The sequence below is a fragment of the Amycolatopsis sp. NPDC049868 genome (genome assembly GCF_044461365.1).
Classification (GTDB): Bacteria; Actinomycetota; Actinomycetes; order Mycobacteriales; family Pseudonocardiaceae; genus Amycolatopsis.
This window is the reverse complement of record NZ_JBITKV010000001.1, coordinates 927117-945408: the sequence shown is the minus strand read 5'-3', so window position 1 is coordinate 945408 and position 18292 is coordinate 927117. Positions and strand designations below refer to the sequence as shown.

The following is an 18292-nucleotide window of genomic DNA, read 5'->3' as shown; positions in this document are numbered from 1 at the left end:
AACCGTGACGATGGCGCTGGCTGCGGGTGTCGGACTTCTAGAGGTGTGCCGAAGAGCGCATCGAGACGAAGGACGTAGTGGAGCGGCTGTCGAGCTCCTCGACGTCTTGGGAAAGGGAACGACCCAGTGACTGGTAGCAGTAGGCAGGATGGCTCGCGCCTCGGCGCAGAGACGAACACCTTCGCTTCCGCCGGCTCGGTCGCCGTGCTCGACCGCGACACCCACTACGGCGAGCTCGACTACTCCGACGATCCGCGCATCACGCACCAGGACGTCCTGGCCGCGCTCGGCCCCGACGCCGACGCCCTGATGGCCGAGATCGACGTCGACGTCGACGAGCTGATCCGCCTCATCAGCGCCGAGACCACCATGCTCCCGCCGATCGTCATTCCGGACGAGATGGCCGAGGACCGCACCGCGGGCGCGCCGATGAAGGCCGCGACCAAGGACGAGGTCATTTCGAGCGCGACCCGCGTCTGGAAGAAGCGGTTCCTCAAGGGGACCGTCATGGCGGTGCTGCTCACCCTCGGCGGTGGCGGCGCGGCCGCGATGGCGATGAACAAGAGCGTCACGCTCGACGTCGACGGCAAGCAGCAGACCGTCCACAGCTTCGGCGACACCGTCGGTGAGGTCCTCGAAGACGCCGGTCTCTCGGTCGGCGCGCACGACTCTCTTTCGCCCTCGCCTCAGGCCGAGGTGGGCGACGGCGGCGTCATCAAGCTGGAGCGCGGCCGCAAGCTGAACCTGATCGTCGACGGCGCACCGCAGCAGGAGTCCTGGGTCCGCGCGACCAACCTCGGCGAGGCGTTGAACCAGCTCGGTCGCGCCGACCTCGCCAAGGCGGGCACCTGGACTTCGCTCCCGCAGAACGGTGAGCTGCCGCTCGAGGGTGCCACCGTCGAGGTCAAGACCCTCAAGAACGTCACGGTCTACGACGGCGCGAACGAGCCCCGCAAGGTCCAGACCAACTCGGTGACCACCAAGGAATTCCTCGGTGAGCTCCGGATGACCCTCGGCCCGGACGACGAGGCCGTCGGTGGTCTCGACGTCAAGCTGGTCGACGGTGCCGAGGTCCACATCAGCCGGACCGGCGTCACCATGGTCAAGCAGAACGAGGAGATCGCGCCGCCCGAGCAGAAGGTCGACGACCCGGAGCTCGAAAAGGGCAAGACCAAGGTCGAGGACCCGGGCACCCCGGGCCAGAAGACCGTGACCTACAAGGTCACCAAGCGCAACGGCAAAGAGGTCGGCCGCGAGAAGGTCTCGGAAGAGGTCATCACCGAGGCCAAGCCCAAGATCATCAAGGTCGGTACCAAGAAGCCCGCCGACCCGGTCATCGGAGACGCCGGAGCCTGGGACCGCATCGCGCAGTGCGAGTCGACCGGCAACTGGGCCGCCAACACCGGCAACGGCTACTACGGTGGCCTGCAGTTCAACAAGAGCACCTGGGATGCCTACGGTGGCGAGCAGTACGCCGCGTATCCGCACCAGGCCAGCAAGGCCCAGCAGATCGCTGTCGCTGAGAAGGTCCGCGACGCGCGTGGTGGCTACGGCGCTTGGCCGCACTGCGGCAAGCGGGCCTGACGGCCAGATCACCCTCCTTTCCTGAAGGTCGCCATGTGGGTTTGCCCGCAAGGTGGCCTTCAGGCCGTTAGGGGCCTCTGAGGCTGTGTCGCGTTCCCGGACCTCGGTCTCGACAGTCGGGCCCACCACCGAGCGGGACGCATATGGGCGACATTCCGGGATCGTTCACCCGCGGTGCCCTCTCGAACGCCTTCGCCGCCGCGGCCTTGGGGGCTTTGGCGGCCCTGTGGCGGCGCCTGGGTGGGCTTAGGGCGGCTTGCGGGTTCCTCGCCGGGCTGTGCGGGCTGAGGCGCCTCAGCGAGCCGTTCCGAGGTTTGCCGGGGCGCGGGGATGTCCGGCCCTGCTTCCGCGAGATCGACGATCTCAGCGAACGCGTCGCCACGTCTCTCCGCCGGCGTACGGTCGTCGGCTTCTCCGCCGGGAGCCGGATACGCTCTCGGCACCAAGAGCGCGTTCAGGCGGGCGCCTGTCTCGGGATCGAGATTGCCGCGCATGTCCCAACTACCGGTCCGTTTCTGACGCAACCAGAATTCGCTTCGCTGACGTTTCGGCCCGGGATCCTCTTTGGGCTTTCCATCCGGGTCGTGTCGTGCGAGCAGTTCTGTGCCTGCCACCGTGACGTCACGCGGTCTTGCCACGCCCGCGAGTTCTACAAGGCCCCTTTCCGCCTCGAGCCGTTCGTCCGGGTCGATGTGGTCCGGCAGCCGCTTCATGACGGTGACGATCCGGTCGATACCGGCCTCGGCCAATGCGCCGGTGCCGGCCGAGATACCGGTCAAGGGCGCGACGGGGTCGATCGGCGTGCCGTCGCGCGCCCGTCTCGAATTGAGCGCGAGCGCTCTACCGGTCACCTTCTGGGCCTCCGCTCGAGGCACTCGAGCCACATGCTCGTAGAAGACGGCGATCGAGTTGTATCCGTAGAGGTCCTGGACACCACGGGACTCGATCTCGGCCAGAATCTGGCCGACCTCGGCGAACAGACGTCGCCCTTCGCGTAGCCGCGTCTGCAACTCGTCGAGAAGCAGTTCGGCGTCACCTTCCGGCAGGTTGAGCGGGAAGGCCTTTGGAGTGTTTGTGCTGGTCATCCCTCGATTGTCGAGGCAGATTCGAACGAATGCACGGTATCGATCGGGTGGATGATCATTACGCTCCGGCTGCGCTGACCTGCGCCGATCACACGGGAGTGGGATACGTGTCGGATCGAAAACGCCATACGGATGGTGGCGGCGCGATCACGGCTCCTTGCCTGAGTCGTTCATCCGGCCCCACTCCTCGCGGAGCACCCCGTAGACGACGGCGTCGTGCACACCCCCGGCCCAGCGTCGCGCGCGTCGGAACCGGCCTTCTTCGGTGAATCCCAGCCTCCGGCCGACGGCGATCATTCCGGGGTTCCCCGAGAATGTGGCGAAGTCCAGGCGGAGTGTGTCGGTACGAGCGAACAAGTAGGTCGTCCACATGCGTAAGGCCTCAGTGCCGTACCCGCCGCCCCAGTACCGCTCGTCGTAGATCACCAGACCCATCCGTCGCCAGTCGGTCTCTCTGCTTTCCCAGTACCAGCTGACCCTGCCGATCAACCTGCCGTCCCTCAGAGCGCATACGGCGAGACTGGTGCGGGGATCGGAGGGCTCGGCCTTGGTGGTGGTGAGTTCGCGTGCCGCCGAGTCGGCGACCGCCGCGCTCGGGGTGCCGAAGTAGGGGCCGTTCGTTTCGTGCCAAGGCCGCATGGGATCGAGTAGGTCGCGAAGCGGTCGGAGGTCGTCCGGCCTCCAGTCGCGCAGCCGGACTTTTTCGCCTTCGAGTACGACGTCGTCCACCGGCCAATCGTGGCCTACCGGGGCTGGCTACGATCGTCGGGTGACTGAACTGCTCGGTCCTGCGGAGATCAGGGCGCTGGCGGCCGAGCTGGACGTACGTCCGACCAAGAAGCTCGGCCAGAACTTCGTGCACGATCCGAACACGGTGCGACGTATCGTCGACCTTTCGGGGGTCGGCGAAGGCGACGTCGTGCTGGAGGTCGGGCCGGGCCTCGGCTCGTTGACCCTCGGACTGCTCGCGACCGGCGCCGAGGTCGTCGCGGTCGAAATCGATCCCGTCCTGGCGGGACGATTGCCTGACACTGTGGCCGAACGGGGCGGGGCCGAACGACTGACGGTCGTCGGTGCGGACGCGTTGCGGATCACGGCGGACGACCTGCCCGCGCGTCCGACGGCGCTCGTCGCGAATCTGCCGTACAACGTCGCGGTTCCGGTCGTGCTTCACCTGCTTGCCGAACTGCCGTCGCTGACCAGTGGCCTCGTGATGGTCCAGACCGAGGTCGCGGACCGGATGGCGGCCGGCCCGGGGAGCCGGACTTATGGCGTGCCAAGCGTCAAGCTCGCGTGGTACGGAAAGGCGCGTAAGGTCGCCGCGGTGCCTCGCGCGGTGTTCTGGCCCGTTCCGAACGTGGACTCCGCGCTGGTCGCTTTCGAGCGGGGCGATGTGGTGTGGTCCGTGGACCGGGAGCGATTGTTCGCGGTGGTCGACGCCGCCTTCTCCCAGCGGCGGAAGACTTTGCGTGCCGCGTTGGCGTCATGGGCCGGTTCCGCCGAACGCGCGGGGGAACTGCTCGAGAAGGCGGGTATCGACCCCAAGACCCGCGGTGAGCAGCTGGACGTTCACCAGTTCGCGCGGATCGCCGCGGCCGTCGGCTGACCGCCTGCTTCAGGTGTGACCGGCAACGCTCGGACGCCCGCCGGGCCAGGTCAGCACGAGTGCGTAAGGCTTCTTCTCGATCTGTGTGAGCCTGCGTTGTCTTAGCAGGTAGTGCGCCTGACGCAAGTCGGAGGCGCGCGCCTTGTTCCATTATATGGACCGCTGATCCTGTATAATGGACGCGACCAGACGTGTGATCTGCGCCTACGTGCTTGCTTTCATCCAGTGGGATCGGTTTTACTCAGTGAGCCATCCCGAGCGACTGAGAGACCTGGCTCGCCGAAGTCGCAGCAACCACCCTCCACAGGGCAGGTGCTACAGCCAGGACCGATGGAGGCTGTGCCTAATGAACAGGGTCACCCACCCGCTCCTGCTGACCAGGCGACGTGTCGTCGATGAAGGTCGCCGCACGGTAAGTGCGTGTCGACGCTCCACCGTTACTGCCTGAGTCCTTTCTCCCTTACCTCTGAAGACCGTCCGTTCACGGACGGTCACTCGGTGACGGTCGGCGCGCTCGAAAGAAGCAGCGCCCCATTTGCATGGAGCCTCTCGTGATCACTGTCGAAAATCTGTCCAAATCCTTTCCTCTCAACGGAAATCCCGTCGTCGCGTTGCGCGATGTGAGCGTGGACATCCAGGCGGGCTCGCTGTTCGGAGTCGTCGGCCCGACCGGCTCCGGCAAGTCGACCCTCGCTCGTTGCATCGGCCTTCAGGAGCGGCCCGACCGTGGCGTCGTCCGCCTCGACGGCCTCAACACGGGGACCCTCGACGGACGCCGTCTGCGCGAAATCCGGCGGCAGGTCGGTGTCGTGAGCACCAAACCGGAGCTGCTCGCCGAGCGCACCATCGCCGGCAACATCGCTTCGCCGCTCGAACAGCTCGGTCTCGACGGGCCGCAGCGTCGCAACCGGGTCGGCAATCTGCTCGACCTGGTCGGCCTCACCCCTCGGGCGGGGCAGCGACCGGGCGACCTCTCCGAAGGGCAGCTGCGCCGAGTGGCCATCGCCAAGGCGCTGGCCGCCGGGCCGTCCGTGCTCTTGGCCGACGACCCGACCGCGGGCGTGCAGTCCGAGGAGTCCGGCGCGGTCCTGACCGTGCTCGACCGGGCACGTGCCGAGCTTGGCGTCACCGTGCTGCTCACCACTCCCGACGCCAGCGTCGTTCGCCGTGTCTGCGACGACGTCGCGGTTCTGGAGGCCGGCGCGATCGTCGAACGCGGAACCGTGCTCGACCTGGTCTCCGACCCGAACAGCCGTACCGCGCAGGCGCTGCTTCCCGCGATCGAGACCGGGCGGGCGCAGGCCTCGAAATACGACCGCGCGGTGGACGTCGTGCTCGTCGGCTTCGCCTCGGTCGGTGCGCTGCTCCCGGAGGCCGCCGGTCGTTTCGACGTCGAACTCGCCACGATCGGCGGCGGCCTGACCCGGATCGGCGACACGCCGGTCGGCCGTTTCCGTCTCGGTGTGCGCGGTGAGCGCGCGGACGCGGCGCTCGCCTGGATCTCCGAACGTGGCGGCCACGTGACCCACCCGGTCCGCGGACCGCAGGGTGTCGCTGCCTGATTCCTCCGCGAACGGGCCGTTCAGGACGAAATCCGTCCGGGGCGGCCCGTTCGTGTCCGACTCGTCCTGTTCTCTTTCTCCTGGTGACGGCGCAAGCGGAGCGGCCACGTAGGCTTGACGGGTGCTCGCCGTCGTACCGCCCCCAGTAACCGTCAGGGTTCCCGCCAAGGTCAACCTGCACCTGTCGGTCGGTGACGTACGCCCGGACGGTTACCACGAGCTGGTGACCGTGTTCCAGGCGCTTTCCTTGACGGACGAGGTGACCGTCGCGGTCACCGAGGAGCCCGGCGTCGAGGTCTACGGCGAAGGCGAAGGCACCGTGCCTACTGGGGCCAACAACCTCGCCTGGAAGGCGGCGCAGGCGCTGGCAGCCCACGTCGGCAAGGCGGACGGTGAGTCCAAGGTCAGGGTGGTGCTGCGCAAGGGCATTCCGGTAGCGGGCGGGATGGCCGGAGGCAGTGCCGACGCGGCCGCGACCCTGGTGGGGCTCGCGTCGCTGTGGAAGCTCGACATCTCCCGAGACGAACTGGCGGGTATCGCCGCGAAGCTCGGCAGTGATGTCCCGTTCGCGCTCTACGGTGGGACCGCGTTGGGCACCGGCCGAGGTGAGCAGCTGGTGCCGGTCTTGTCGCGGCACACCTTCCATTGGGTTCTGGCCTTCGACCAGCGTGGTCTTTCGACTCCTAGGGTGTTCGGCGAACTGGACAAGTTGCGTGAAGAGGGCAGCCCGCCTCGGATCGGTTCGCACACTCCGGTGGTCGAGGCGCTCGCGTCCGGTGACCCGCGGCAGTTGGCGCTGCTTCTCGGCAATGACCTGCAGGCGGCCGCCGTCTCGTTGCGGCCGGGATTGCGTCGCACACTGCGTGCGGGGGTCAACGCGGGTGCGCTCGCCGGCACCGTCTCCGGATCCGGACCGACCTGTGCCTTTCTGTGCGCGGATGCCCAGTCGGCCGTCGAGGTCGCCGCGGAGCTGTCCGGAGCGGGTGTCTGCCGCACGGTGCGCGTCGCGCACGGGCCGGTGCCCGGGGCCCGGCTGGTCGGCGGCGACGACGCGCCGCGGCCGTCGCCGCCGCGGGTGCACGCGTAAGGGTGTCCGAAATGGACACCGACTAATTCGTTGTGGTGCAAGCTTTTCGGAAAGGATCGGCTGAGGCATGGCCAACTTGGTCAACCTGGAGTCGGTGAGCAAGTCCTTCGGGGTGCGCCCGCTGCTCGACGGTGTTTCGCTCGGTGTGGCGGAGGGGCAGCGTATCGGTGTCGTCGGTCTCAACGGGGGCGGGAAGACGACGCTGCTGGAGGTTCTGGCGGGGATCAGCGAGCCGGATACGGGTCGGGTCAGTCAGGTCCGTGACCTGCGGATGGCCGTGGTCACCCAGCGGACCGAGCTCCCGGTCGGCAGCACGGTCGGAGATGTCGTGCTGGAGCGCTACGGCGCGGAGCACGAGTGGGCCGCTGACGCTCGAGTCCGGTCCATTATGGACGGTCTGGGGATCACCGCTCTCGGCGTCGAGAAGGAAACGGCGAACCTGTCCGGTGGCGAACGCCGCCGGGTGGCGCTGGCGGCCGCTCTCACCGGCGAACTGGACCTCGTGGTCCTCGACGAGCCGACCAACCACCTGGACGTCGAAGGCGTGCGCTGGCTCGCGGATCACCTGCTGAACCGCAAGATCGCGGTCGTGGTCGTCACTCACGACCGGTGGTTCCTCGACACGGTCGCGAGCCTGACCTGGGAGGTCACCAACGGTCGCGTCGAGCAGTACGAAGGTGGGTACGCGGACTGGATCTTCGCGCGGGCCGAACGGGCGCGGCTGGCGGCGACGGCCGAGGAAAAGCGGCAGAACCTGGCGCGTAAAGAGCTCGCGTGGCTGCGCCGTGGGCCGCAGGCCAGGACCTCGAAGCCGCGCTACCGCGTAGAGGCGGCGGAGGCCCTGATCTCCGATGTACCGGAGCCGCGTGATTCGGTCGAGCTGCAGGCGTTCGCGCGTCGGCGGCTGGGGAAGACCGTCCTGGAGATCGAAGACGCCACGTTGACCGTCGGCGACCGCACCCTGCTCGATCACGTCACTTGGCGGATCGGGCCCGGTGACCGGGTCGGTCTGGTCGGCGTCAACGGGTCGGGTAAGACGACGCTCCTCAAGCTGCTCGGTGGCGACAAGGAGCCCGAGACGGGGCGACGCATCCAGGGCAAGACGGTCAGCCTCGCGCACCTGCGGCAGGAGCTCGACGACCTGCCGGGTGATCTGCGCGTGCTGCAGGCGATCGAAGAGGTGTCCGGCCGGGTCGTGTTCGGCAAGCAGGAGCTCACCGCTTCCCAGCTCGCCGAAAAGCTGGGGTTCCCCGCGGCGAGGCAATGGACGCCGGTCGAAGACCTTTCCGGTGGCGAACGGCGCCGCCTGCAGCTGTGCCGCCTTCTGATGGCCGAGCCCAACGTGCTGTTGCTCGACGAGCCGACGAACGATCTCGATATCGATACCTTGCAGCAGCTCGAAGACCTGCTGGATTCCTGGCCGGGCAGCCTCGTCGTCGTCTCGCACGACCGGTACCTGGTGGAACGCGTCTGCGACACGATCGTGGCCTTGTTCGGGGACGGGCAGGTGACCCACTTGCCTGGCGGGATCGAGGAGTACCTGGACCGGCGCGCCAAGAGCCTCGAAAAAGCCGGCATTGACCGGAAGACGGGCAACGCGCAGGCCTCCGCGCCCAAGAAGAGCGCCGCGGAACAACGGGCGGCGCAGAAGGAGCTGTCGCGTCTCGAACGCAAGCTCGACCAGCTGCACACGAAGGAAGAGAAGCTGCATGCGGCGCTGCTCGCCGCGGCGACCGATCCGACGAAGCTCATCGAGCTGAACACCGAACTGAAAGCCGTCGAAACGGAGAAAGAGGAGGTCGAAGCTCAGTGGCTCGAGACCTCCGAAGCGATCGAATGAGTTCACTTGACGGCGCGCGGGTCTTCCAGCTCGGACAGTAGTGTGACGCGCATGAGTCGGTTCGTGGACACGCTCGTCGCCACCGCGGCGGGGCGAGGTCAGCAGCGGGGAATGGTCACCGGGGAGCCCAAGGAGCCGGTTCGGCGGACATGGGCCGAGATCCACGAGCAGGCCAAACGGGTCGCCGGGGGTCTGGTGGCGGCTGGGCTGGAGCCCGGCAAAGCGGTCGCGGTCCTGGCGGCGGCGCCGTCGCTGATCGCGCCGACGGTTCAGGCGGTTTGGCTCGCCGGCGGCAGCGTGACGATGCTGCACCAGCCGACGCAGCGCACCGACCTCGCGGAGTGGGCCGAGGACACCGTTCGCGTGCTGCGGATGATCGGTTCCGGCCTGGTGCTGCTCGGCGAGCCGTTCGACCAGCTGGCGCCGGTGCTCACCGAGCACGGCATCGACTTCCAGGTCATCACCGAGCTGCTCGAGGCGGAGCCGCTGGCGGAGTCCGTGCCGACGGCCGAATCGGATACGGCGCTCCTGCAACTGACCAGCGGGTCGACGGCCGACCCGAAGGCCGTTCGGATCACCTACGGAAACCTGTATTCGAACGTCAAGGCGATGGTCGATCGGGCCGAGTTCGACTTCGATGTCGACGTGATGGTCTCGTGGCTGCCCACCTTCCACGACATGGGGATGGTCGGCTTCCTGACGGTCCCGATGACGTTCGGTGTCGAACTCGTCAAGATCACGCCGCTCGAGTTCCTGTCGGGACCGTTGATCTGGCCGCAGCTGATCAGCAAGTACAACGGGACGACCACGGCCGCCCCGAACTTCGCGTACGCGATCGTGGGCAGGCGGATGGCCCGTGTCGAGGACGACAACGCGTACGACCTCTCGAAGCTTCGGATCGCGTTGAACGGCGCCGAGCCGATCGACGAAACGGCCGTGCAGACGTTCGTCGATGCCGGGGCACGCTTCAAGATGCCCGCCGAATGCGTCTTCCCGGCGTACGGCATGGCGGAGGCGACTCTCGCGGTTTCGTTCGCGCCGTTGTTCACCGGCTTGACGCTGGACGTCGTCGAAGCCGAAGCGCTCGAGGTGGACAACCGTGCGGTGCCGGTCCCTGAAAGCGATCCGCGCCGCGGAACCGACGCGGTCCGGTCCTTCGCGGTGCTCGGCCCGCCGCTCGACGGGCTCGAGGCCGAGATCGTCGACGACAAGGGAACCGTGCTCGGGGAACGCGAGGTCGGGGAGATCCGCCTGCGTGGCGAGGCCGTGACGCCGGGGTACCTGACCATGGAAGGTCCGCTCGCGACACAGGACGAGGACGGCTGGCTGCTCACCGGCGACCTCGGTTACCTGGTCGACGGCATGATCGTGATCTGCGGCCGTCGCAAGGACGTCATCATCATGGGCGGGCGGAACCTGTACCCGACCGACATCGAACGGGCGGCGACCTCGGTCGAAGGGGTGCGGGCGGGGAACGCCGTGGCCGTGCGGCTCGACGCCGGCAGCCGACGGGAGCGGTTCGCCGTCGTCGTCGAATCGAAACTCGCCGGTGACCCGGAAACGGAGAAGGCTCTGGCGAAGGAGGTCGCGGCCAAGGTACGTGGCGCCGTCGACATGCGGCCCTTCGCCGTTGTGGTGCTCCCCGCGGGGAGCCTGCCGAAGACGCCCTCGGGCAAGGTGAAGCGGGCCGCGACCGCCGTCCAGTTCGCGGACAAGATCGCCAAGAACGCGGCGACCAGCTGACACGAAAGGGCCGGGGCCGCGAGTAGCGCGGCCCCGGCCCTTTCGCGGCACCTCCCGTTGGTCAGCGGCGTCGCCACAGCGGCTTGCGGCTATGGGTGTGCTCCAGAGCAGGCGCAATGTAGTAGCCGGAGGACTGGGACAACCCGGCGAGCGTGCCCTCGACGTCTCGCAGGAACGCGTCGACGGCTGCCGGGTCGTAGCCTCGTTTCGAGAGCGGCGCTTTGGCGAACGCCACGTTGTGGACGTCCGAAACCGACAGGTCGTCGTCGCCGTCGAGAGTCGCCGCGACCCGTTCGAGGAAGGCGTCGACGGCGGGTTCGTGGTAGCCACGGGCGCCGATCGGTGCCCTGTCGAACTGCCGGGTTCTGGCCTCGAACGCGGTGACGGGCACTAGCGCTCCCGCAGGGACTCGGCGGGACCGCGGTCCGGAACGGCGCGTTCGGCGGTGGCCTCGTCCTCTTCACGGGCACCGGGCACGCGGAGTGCGTGCTGGCCGGTCCGCTGGGCGAGTTGCCCCTCGACCTTGTCGAGGAAATCGTCGACTTCGCGTTCGTCGTAGCCGCGCTTCCCGATCAACGGACGCGAGAACATGACGTGGTGGACCTCGGCGGCCGTCAGGTCGTCCCGATCCGAGATCGTGTCCGCGATCCGTTCCAGGAACGCGTCGACCTCGTGTTTGGCGTATCCGCGCCGCCCGATCGGGGCGTTCGGAAAAGTGGCGCCGGTGATGTCTTCGGCCGTAAACGACATGAAACTCTCTCCGGTTTCGGTGGGGAATGCGATCTCCGCATTCCGTCCTAACGGTTTTGAGAGTTCCCCGGAAGGCTCGCGCTATTCCACGACTCGATCAGGGGCGTGGTGAAACGCCTTCGAGTGACGGGGTGTAACGCACCGCCATGTGAGCGGATTCACCCAGCGTGGAAGGTGTTCTGGGCAGCCGCGAGACCGGTGCTGATAAGCGCTTCAACTGCGTCGGCGCAACGATCGATCTCGAAAGCGAGCTCTTTGCGTTCGACCGTCGAGAAGTCTTTCAGCACGAAATCAGCCGGATCTTGCCGCCCCGGAGGGCGCCCGACGCCGAAACGGACACGGTAGTAGTCCTTCGTGCCCAGGGATTTGGTGATCGAGCGGAGACCGTTGTGGCCGTTGTCGCCGCCGCCCAGCTTCATCTTGAGCGCGCCGAAGTCGACGTCCAGCTCGTCGTGGACGACCACGACACCGGCCGGGGGGATCTTGTAGAACCGGGCCGCGCCCACGACAGGGCCGCCCGAGAGGTTCATGTACGAACGCGGCTTGGCCAAGACCACGCGCAGGCCCGCCAGCCTGCCTTCGAGGATCTCGGCGCCGCTCTTGTGTGCTTTGAACTTGCCGCCGACGCGGCCGGCCAGTTCGTCGAGCACCATGAAGCCGACGTTGTGCCTGTTGCCCGCGTATTGGGGGCCGGGATTGCCGAGGCCGACGAGCAGGATCTGCTCGCCGGCCCCGGGAAGTACTGCTTCGGTCACACCGGTGACTTTATTCGGCGTCCTCGGCGGGGGCGGCCGCAGCCTCGGCCTCTTCGCCCTCGAGCGACGACTCGGACGGCGCCTCGTTCACGGCGACGACCAGCGCCTCGGCGTCGGTGACCAGGGTGGCGCCCTGCGGCAGGGTGACCTGCGAGGCGAGGATCTGGGTGCCGGCTTCGACGCCCTCGACCGAGACCTCGACCTGCTCGGGGATGTGCAGCGCCTCGACCTCGATCTGAAGGGTGTCGAGGTCGGTGGTGACCAGGGTGCCCGGGCCCGCGGTGCCGGTGACGACGACCGGGACGTCGACGGTGACCTTCTCGCCGCGGCGGACGACCAGCAGGTCGACGTGCTCGATGTAGTTCTTCAGCGGGTGGACGACGATGGTCTTCGTCAGCGCCAGCTCGCTCTTGCCTTCGAGCTCGAGGGTGATGACGGCGTTGCTGCCGTTCTCACGCACGACGCGGGCGAACTCGAGGGCGGGCAGGGCGTAGTGGCGCGGGTCCGAGCCGTGCCCGTACAGCACCGCGGGGATCTTGCCGGCACGACGCGTGCGACGCGCGGCACCCTTGCCGAATTCGGTGCGGGGCTCGACGGACAGGCTTACCTCGGACACGGTGTAGCACTCCTTCAATTCACCAACATGTTCAGCGAAAGCATGCTGAGGTGGGGATGGTTCGGGCGGTTCGGGTGTTCGGCGGCGAATTCCACAGGCGTGCTCGACCGCGTGTGGCCACTCAAGCCGCCGCGTCGATCACGTCGGGCACCAGGTGCTCACGGAACCCGCCTCGCCGAGACCGGGAAAGTGTAGACCAAGCGGTCGTGCCGGGGTCCCGCCGGGTGGCTCGTTCAGGTGACAAGTCGGTGACAGCTGCTTCGGGAACCCGCGAATGCGGTGGTGCGCGACCCCTTTTCTAAGGTGTGATCTCCTCGCACACGAGACCAGAGGGGGCGGAATGGCGGCACGACGGTCGAGGATCGGCGCGATCGCCGCATTGTGCTGCCTCGTGGCCGGTTGCGACGTCGCGATCGACGGGGCGGCGGGGATCTCGCCCGCCGAGCAGCAGCGGGTGGACCGGCGCGCCGAGCAGCGCGGCGCGGTCGAAAGTGCGCTGAAGGCGCTTGAGCAGGCTCCAGCCGTTGTCTACAAGTCGACAATCAAGGACGCTTCCGGCAAACCCGCCGAACTGCAGTTCCGGATCACCCGCAGCGGCAGCGCGCATGGCGCGTTGCCGGTCGACGGCCAGGCCGTCCAGATCGTGGCCGCGGACAACCAGCTGTACCTCTCGGCGACGCCGGAGTACTGGAAGGCGCATGGGCTCGGTAACAGCGAGCAGTACGGCACCAGCTGGGTCCGTACGGACGGCTCCGACCTGCCGGTGAACGCCGTCGAGGTGCTCAGCCCGCGCAAGGCCGCGTCGACTCTGAGGACCGCGGTGGCCGCGATGAACCCGCTGACCGATCCGGTCCGGTCGAAGTTGCCCGACGGGACCGAGGTCTACGACGTCGGCGGTGGGCTCGGAGCACTACGCGTGACCACCGCCGCGCCGCATCGCGTCGTCAGTTTCGCGCCTTCCCTCGTCGCCGCGGCGGGCGGTAAGACGCTCGGTGCCGAGATGCGGGTCGAACCGCTCACCGGGGACGCGCTCAAGAAGCTCCAGACCGATCTGGACGGCGCGGTCGGAGGAATCGGGCAGCCGTTCGACGCGCTCACCCAGGTGAGCGTCAGCGTCGTCAACGACAAGCTGGACTGCACGGACTTCGTCGGAACCTGCCGGGCGACCATCGACGTCGCCAACACCGTCATCGGCGGCGTGAGCGGGGCGCCCGTGCGTCTGACGCTGACCGTCGATTTCACCGCGCAGTCCCTCGGCGCGCAGAGCTGCACCGCCGGCGCCGACGCGGCACCCGGCGCCACGACGAGCATGACCTGTGAGGTCAAGTTCAAGCTGCCGAATCGGAACGCCAGCTATCAGGTGCAGGCGAAGCCTTCGGCGCGCGGCGAGGTCCGGGCCGCGGTCGACGTCAACGTCGTCCGAGAGAAGCTCAAGTCCGAGTTCGCCGCGCTGGGTGGCTGACCTGCACACACACCTCGGGGTGCGTTGCATACGTTGAAGTAGCCGATCTTGCGTTCTTAGCATCGGCGTGGTCGCCGATGAAAAAGGAGAAACGCGATGGCGAAGTTGGTTGTGTTCGGAGGAACCGGGTACGCGGGCGGAAAGATCGCCGCGGAGGCGCGCGGCCGCGGTCACGAGGTTCTGGCGGTGTCGAGGAACGCGGAAGGCGAGGGGACCAGGGCGGGCTCGCTCTACGACGAGGCCTTCCTGGCCGACGTCGCCAAGGGTGCGGACGTTCTGGTCATCGCGGTTCACGGGCAGAGCGGTCTGCTCGAAGCGGTGCCCTCGATCGCCCAGGTCGCGAAGGACAACGGTGCGCGGATCGGGGTCGTCGGCGGGGCGGGCAGCCTGAACGTCGCCGAGGGTGGGCCGCGCCTGATCGACACCCCCGAGTTCCCGGACGAGTACAAGGGCGAGGCGGGTGCGCACGCCGAGGTGCTGGAGGCGTTCCGGAAGCTTCCCGAGGACGTCGACTGGTTCTACCTCAGCCCGGCCGCGGAGTTCGGCGCGTGGGCCGAGGGCGAGCGGACCGGTGAGTTCCGGCTCGGCGGAGACGTGCTCCTGACCGACGAGAACGGTGGATCGAAGATCAGCGGCGCCGACTACGCGATCGCGTTCGTCGACGAGATCGACAAGCCGGAGCGCCGCCGTCAGCGTTTCTGCGTCGCTTACTGACCGGACAGTTCCTTCACGACCGGCGCGAACGTTTCCAGCATCGGCTCGAACACCGTGATGTAGGAGAAGCCGTACCGTTCGCGACGCTCCTGAAGCTGCCGGACCATCTCGCCGGTGGTCCCGAACAGCAATTGGGGCGTTTCGAGCAGAGCGTCGACGTCGAGGCTGTCCTGGTCCTTCAGCTCTTCGCGCCAGGACTCGGCGGCCGCGCGCCGGTCGTCCGTGACCACGACCCGCTGGACGAGCATGTTCAGTTCGGGATCCCGGCCATCCGCGTGTGAGCGGAAGAAGGCGACGCGTTCGTCCATGCGTTCCGCATCGTCGAGCCGGAAGGTGCCCGGCGACTTTCCCGGTGCTTGACGAAGGCCCGCGAAGCCGGCGATGTCGGCTTCGCGGGCGGCGAGGGAGAGTACGCCGTCGCTGTTGCCCGCGAGGAGCAGCGGCGGGGGCGTTATCCCTTCGGCGGCGAAGTGTTCGCGCAGGTGGTCAAGGCCCTCGGTGAGGTACTCGATACGTTCCTTGGCCGGGATCCACGGCAGGCCGGCATCGTCGAATTCCGATTTCATGTGACCGGAGCCGAGACCGAGGTCCAGCCGGTCGCCGGTCATCTTCACCGTCGTGACGACGTCGCGCGCGAAGAGCGCGAAGTTGTAAAAAGGCACGTTGGAGACGAGAGTGCCGAGGCGGGGCCGCTGGGTCACCGCGGCGGCCATGGTCAGTGCCGGGAAAGGCGCGTTCCGTCCTGAGCCGAGGTGATCCGGCACAGAGATGACGTCGTATCCGAGGGCCTCGACGCGGCGGCACTTCGCGACCCAGTTTTCGCGGTTCTCGGCGCCCCACAGGTTCACGCCGAACTTGAATTTCCCCATGCCGGAAACCTAGCCAGGTGGGGAGGCCGGGCGCGCGCCGTTTCGCGAGGAGCCGAAAACGAAGCAGGGGACCTTTGCTACCGCTCTCGTCGGAGAGTGGTAGCAAAGGTCCCCTGCTTCCTTGGGGATCAGGCGTTGCCGTCGAAGAGGGACGTGACCGACCCGTCCTCGAAGACCTGCTGGATCGCCTGCGCCAGCAGCGGCGCGATGGACAGCACGGTCAGCCCGGGGAATCGCTTCTCCTCCGGGATCGGCAGCGTGTTGGTGACGATCACCTCGCGCGCCTTGCAGTTCGACAGCCGCTCGGTGGCGGGGTCGGACAGGATGCCGTGCGTCGAGGCGATGACGACGTCGGCCGCGCCTTCGTCGAGCAGGGCCTCGGTGGCCTTCACGATCGTGCCGCCGGTGTCGATCATGTCGTCGATCAGCACGCACAGCTGACCGCGGACCTTGCCGACGACGCGGTTGGCGACGGCCTGGTTCGGCTTGTCCGGGTCGCGGGTCTTGTGGATGAAGGCGATCGGCCGGTCACCCAGCTGCGCCGCCCACTTCTCGGCGAGCCGCACCCGGCCCGAGTCCGGCGAGACGACGGTGATGTTCTCGTCCTGGTAGGTCTTGTTGATGTGCGCGGCCAGCACGTTCTGCGCGAGCAGGTGGTCGACGGGGCCGTCGAAGAAGCCCTGGATCTGCGCGGTGTGCAGGTCGACCGTCATGATCCGGTCGGCGCCGGCGGTCTTGAACAGGTCCGCGATCAGGCGCGCGGAGATCGGCTCGCGGCCCTTGTGCTTCTTGTCCTGCCGCGCGTACGGGTAGAACGGCATGATCACGGTGATCCGCTTGGCGCTCGCGCGCTTGAGCGCGTCCACCATGATCAGCTGCTCCATCACCCATTCGTTGATGGGCGCCGGGTGGCTCTGGATCACGAACGCGTCGGCCCCTCGCACCGACTCGTTGAACCGGACGAAGATCTCTCCGTTGGCGAAGTTGTGCGCGGTCTGCGGAACGATCGCGATGTTGAGGTGCTTGGCGACCTCTTCGGCGAGTTCCGGGTGTGCGCGCCCGGAGAACAGCATCAGGTTCTTCTTCGGTGTTCCGGACTTCGAGCTCATGCTGGCGACTCCCCGTCGTTTCCCTTATTTGAATCGGACACGGCGGTGGTGTCCTGCTTCGCGGCGGAAGCTGCTTCCGCCGCGGGTGTGCCCGGCCTGCGCCGGGACACCCAGTCTTCGATGTTGCGCTGCGGCCCGGTGGACACGGCGAGCGCGCCCGGGGGCACGTCTTGCCTGATCACGGTGCCTGCCCCACTGTAGGCGCCATCGCCGATGGTCACCGGGGCGACGAACGTGTTGTCCGCGCCGAGCCGCACATGGGAGCCGATCGTGGTGTGGTGCTTGTTCACGCCGTCGTAGTTGACGAAGACGCTGGAACACCCGATGTTGCTGTTCTCGCCGATGGTCGCGTCGCCGACGTAGGTCAGGTGCGGAACCTTCGTCCCGGCGCCGATGTCGGCGTTCTTCGTCTCGACGAAAGCGCCGAGTTTGCCCTTGGTCCCCAGTTTGGAGCCGGGACGGAGGTAGGTGAACGGGCCGACCTTCACGCCGTCGCCCAATTCCGAATCGGAACCGTGCGTCCGCACCACCGACGCGCCCGCGCCGACGGAGACGTTCTCCAGGGTGCTGTCCGGGCCGATCTGCGAGCCCTCGCCGATCGACGTCGAGCCCTTCAGCTGAACGCCGGGTTCGATGACGACGTCGCGCGACAAGGTCACGCCCGCGTCGATCCAGGTGCTCGCCGGGTCGACGACGGTGACACCCGCCCGCTGCCAGCCGCGCACGATCCGGCGGTTCAGCTCGGCGCCGAGGACGGAGAGCTGGACGCGGTCGTTGACGCCTTCGGTCACCCACGGGTCGTCGATGACCAGCGCGCCGACGCCCTTGCCGTCGCCGCGGGCGATGCCGAGGACGTCGGTGAGGTAGAGCTCGCCCTGCGCGTTGTCGGTCGAAAGCTTCGAAAGCCCGTCGACCAGGACCGAGGCGTCGAAGGCGTAGACGCCGGAATTGATTTCGGCGATTTCGTGCTGTTCGGGGGTGGCGTCCTTCTGCTCGACGATCGAGGTGACGACGCCGTTTCCGTCGCGGATGATCCGGCCGTAGCCGGTCGGGTTCTCGACGACCGCGGTCAGCACGGTGACCGCGTTACCGGTGGAGGTGTGCTCGGCGACCAGGGAAGCGAGCGTTTCGGTGTCGAGCAGCGGAACGTCGCCGTAGCTGACGACGACGGTGCCGGTCAGTCCGGCGGGCAGCGCCGAGAGCGCGCACGAGACGGCGTGCCCGGTGCCCTTCTGCTCCTCCTGGACGGCCGTGACGACCTCGCGGCCGAGCGCCTCGCCGACCTTCGCCAGCCGGGCGCCGACCGAGTCGCGGCCGTGGCCGATGACCACGACCAGGTGCTCCGGGTTCAGTCCCGCGGCGGCCCGCACCGCGTGCTCGACCAACGGGCGGCCGGCGATCGGGTGCAGCACCTTCGGGGTGGACGAGCGCATGCGGGTGCCCTCACCCGCGGCGAGGATCAACGTGCTCAGCGGGCCGGTCACGGCACTCCCAACATTTCACCAACGGT

General features: G+C 67.7%; 17 protein-coding genes and 1 riboswitch. Of the genes, 8 read left to right on the top strand and 9 right to left on the bottom strand.

Annotated features, from left to right (window positions below; translation table 11 throughout):
* The first annotated feature begins 204 nt into the window (after positions 1 to 204).
* Positions 205 to 1584: a transglycosylase family protein gene (locus ACIBTM_RS04660; RefSeq protein ID WP_395875792.1), complete on the top strand. Its 1380-nt coding sequence runs from the start codon at positions 205 to 207 to the stop codon at positions 1582 to 1584.
* Positions 1585 to 1643: 59 nt separating this feature from the next.
* Here the strand turns inward: ACIBTM_RS04660 and ACIBTM_RS04655 are convergent, their stop codons facing one another.
* Both ACIBTM_RS04655 and ACIBTM_RS04650 read right to left on the bottom strand, forming a co-directional pair.
* Positions 1644 to 2669: a DUF222 domain-containing protein gene (locus ACIBTM_RS04655; RefSeq protein WP_395875173.1), complete on the bottom strand. Its 1026-nt coding sequence runs from the start codon at positions 2667 to 2669 to the stop codon at positions 1644 to 1646.
* 147 nt (positions 2670 to 2816) lie between these two features.
* Positions 2817 to 3398 (bottom strand): GNAT family N-acetyltransferase, encoded by a 582-nt coding sequence (locus tag ACIBTM_RS04650; protein WP_395875171.1) that lies wholly within the window; start codon positions 3396 to 3398, stop codon positions 2817 to 2819.
* Between the two features lie 40 nt (positions 3399 to 3438).
* Here ACIBTM_RS04650 and rsmA point away from each other — a divergent pair, with 40 nt between their 5' ends.
* The 5 genes from rsmA to ACIBTM_RS04625 all read left to right on the top strand — a co-directional run bounded on the left by rsmA (position 3439) and on the right by ACIBTM_RS04625 (position 10507).
* Positions 3439 to 4275 carry a 16S rRNA (adenine(1518)-N(6)/adenine(1519)-N(6))-dimethyltransferase RsmA gene (gene rsmA / locus ACIBTM_RS04645; protein ID WP_395875169.1) on the top strand — a complete coding sequence of 279 codons (837 nt, stop codon included), beginning with the start codon at positions 3439 to 3441 and terminating at the stop codon, positions 4273 to 4275.
* A gap of 246 nt (positions 4276 to 4521) precedes the next feature.
* Positions 4522 to 4612: riboswitch (SAM riboswitch) on the top strand.
* Positions 4613 to 4826: 214 nt separating this feature from the next.
* The gene (locus ACIBTM_RS04640) at positions 4827 to 5837 is read left to right on the top strand and encodes a methionine ABC transporter ATP-binding protein (RefSeq protein ID WP_395875168.1); all 1011 of its coding nucleotides are present in this window, start codon (positions 4827 to 4829) and stop codon (positions 5835 to 5837) included.
* Positions 5838 to 5958: 121 nt separating this feature from the next.
* On the top strand, positions 5959 to 6924 hold the full coding sequence (locus tag ACIBTM_RS04635) for a 4-(cytidine 5'-diphospho)-2-C-methyl-D-erythritol kinase (protein ID WP_395875167.1): 966 nt from the start codon (positions 5959 to 5961) through the stop codon (positions 6922 to 6924).
* A gap of 67 nt (positions 6925 to 6991) precedes the next feature.
* Entirely contained in the window at positions 6992 to 8764 is a 1773-nt protein-coding gene (locus ACIBTM_RS04630) for an ATP-binding cassette domain-containing protein (RefSeq protein WP_395875166.1), read from the top strand.
* Between the two features lie 51 nt (positions 8765 to 8815).
* Entirely contained in the window at positions 8816 to 10507 is a 1692-nt protein-coding gene (locus tag ACIBTM_RS04625) for a fatty acyl-AMP ligase (RefSeq protein WP_395875165.1), read from the top strand.
* Between the two features lie 61 nt (positions 10508 to 10568).
* On the opposite strand, the gene ACIBTM_RS04620 is transcribed toward ACIBTM_RS04625, so the two are convergent.
* The 4 genes from ACIBTM_RS04620 to ACIBTM_RS04605 all read right to left on the bottom strand — a co-directional run bounded on the left by ACIBTM_RS04620 (position 10569) and on the right by ACIBTM_RS04605 (position 12628).
* Positions 10569 to 10898 carry a DivIVA domain-containing protein gene (locus tag ACIBTM_RS04620; RefSeq protein WP_395875164.1) on the bottom strand — a complete coding sequence of 110 codons (330 nt, stop codon included), beginning with the start codon at positions 10896 to 10898 and terminating at the stop codon, positions 10569 to 10571.
* Positions 10898 to 11257 (bottom strand): DivIVA domain-containing protein, encoded by a 360-nt coding sequence (locus ACIBTM_RS04615; RefSeq protein WP_395875163.1) that lies wholly within the window; start codon positions 11255 to 11257, stop codon positions 10898 to 10900. The genes ACIBTM_RS04620 and ACIBTM_RS04615 overlap by 1 nt, the downstream gene beginning before the upstream one ends.
* Positions 11258 to 11415: 158 nt before the next feature.
* Positions 11416 to 12012 carry an aminoacyl-tRNA hydrolase gene (pth, locus tag ACIBTM_RS04610; RefSeq protein ID WP_395875162.1) on the bottom strand — a complete coding sequence of 199 codons (597 nt, stop codon included), beginning with the start codon at positions 12010 to 12012 and terminating at the stop codon, positions 11416 to 11418.
* 10 nt (positions 12013 to 12022) lie between these two features.
* Entirely contained in the window at positions 12023 to 12628 is a 606-nt protein-coding gene (locus ACIBTM_RS04605; protein ID WP_395875161.1) for a 50S ribosomal protein L25/general stress protein Ctc, read from the bottom strand.
* A gap of 340 nt (positions 12629 to 12968) precedes the next feature.
* On the opposite strand from ACIBTM_RS04605, the gene ACIBTM_RS04600 reads away from it, so the two are divergent.
* Together ACIBTM_RS04600 and ACIBTM_RS04595 are read left to right on the top strand one after the other, a co-directional pair.
* A complete protein-coding gene (locus ACIBTM_RS04600) occupies positions 12969 to 14090 on the top strand; it encodes a hypothetical protein (RefSeq protein ID WP_395875160.1) in 1122 nt (373 codons plus the stop codon).
* Positions 14091 to 14186: 96 nt separating this feature from the next.
* Positions 14187 to 14804 (top strand): NAD(P)-dependent oxidoreductase, encoded by a 618-nt coding sequence (locus tag ACIBTM_RS04595; protein ID WP_016337307.1) that lies wholly within the window; start codon positions 14187 to 14189, stop codon positions 14802 to 14804.
* Here ACIBTM_RS04595 and ACIBTM_RS04590 read toward each other — a convergent pair.
* The 3 genes from ACIBTM_RS04590 to glmU form a co-directional block, all read right to left on the bottom strand.
* The gene (locus tag ACIBTM_RS04590) at positions 14798 to 15673 is read right to left on the bottom strand and encodes a TIGR03621 family F420-dependent LLM class oxidoreductase (RefSeq protein WP_395875159.1); all 876 of its coding nucleotides are present in this window, start codon (positions 15671 to 15673) and stop codon (positions 14798 to 14800) included. The genes ACIBTM_RS04595 and ACIBTM_RS04590 overlap by 7 nt on opposite strands.
* 128 nt (positions 15674 to 15801) lie before the next feature.
* Positions 15802 to 16782 carry a ribose-phosphate diphosphokinase gene (locus tag ACIBTM_RS04585; protein ID WP_063270941.1) on the bottom strand — a complete coding sequence of 327 codons (981 nt, stop codon included), beginning with the start codon at positions 16780 to 16782 and terminating at the stop codon, positions 15802 to 15804.
* Positions 16779 to 18266: a bifunctional UDP-N-acetylglucosamine diphosphorylase/glucosamine-1-phosphate N-acetyltransferase GlmU gene (gene glmU / locus ACIBTM_RS04580; RefSeq protein WP_395875158.1), complete on the bottom strand. Its 1488-nt coding sequence runs from the start codon at positions 18264 to 18266 to the stop codon at positions 16779 to 16781. The genes ACIBTM_RS04585 and glmU overlap by 4 nt, the downstream gene beginning before the upstream one ends.
* Positions 18267 to 18292: the final 26 nt, after the last annotated feature.

Bases quoted from the DNA above. Each gene is read 5' to 3' on its own strand.
- ACIBTM_RS04655 (WP_395875173.1), bottom strand. From the start codon at position 2,669: ATGACCAGCACAAACACTCCAAAGGCCTTCCCGCTCAACCTGCCGGAA.
- ACIBTM_RS04630 (WP_395875166.1), top strand. From the start codon at position 6,992: ATGGCCAACTTGGTCAACCTGGAGTCGGTGAGCAAGTCCTTCGGGGTG.
- ACIBTM_RS04625 (WP_395875165.1), top strand. From the start codon at position 8,816: ATGAGTCGGTTCGTGGACACGCTCGTCGCCACCGCGGCGGGGCGAGGT.
- ACIBTM_RS04615 (WP_395875163.1), bottom strand. From the start codon at position 11,257: ATGTCGTTTACGGCCGAAGACATCACCGGCGCCACTTTTCCGAACGCC.
- ACIBTM_RS04600 (WP_395875160.1), top strand. From the start codon at position 12,969: ATGGCGGCACGACGGTCGAGGATCGGCGCGATCGCCGCATTGTGCTGC.
- ACIBTM_RS04595 (WP_016337307.1), top strand. From the start codon at position 14,187: ATGGCGAAGTTGGTTGTGTTCGGAGGAACCGGGTACGCGGGCGGAAAG.
- ACIBTM_RS04590 (WP_395875159.1), bottom strand. From the start codon at position 15,673: ATGGGGAAATTCAAGTTCGGCGTGAACCTGTGGGGCGCCGAGAACCGC.
- ACIBTM_RS04585 (WP_063270941.1), bottom strand. From the start codon at position 16,782: ATGAGCTCGAAGTCCGGAACACCGAAGAAGAACCTGATGCTGTTCTCC.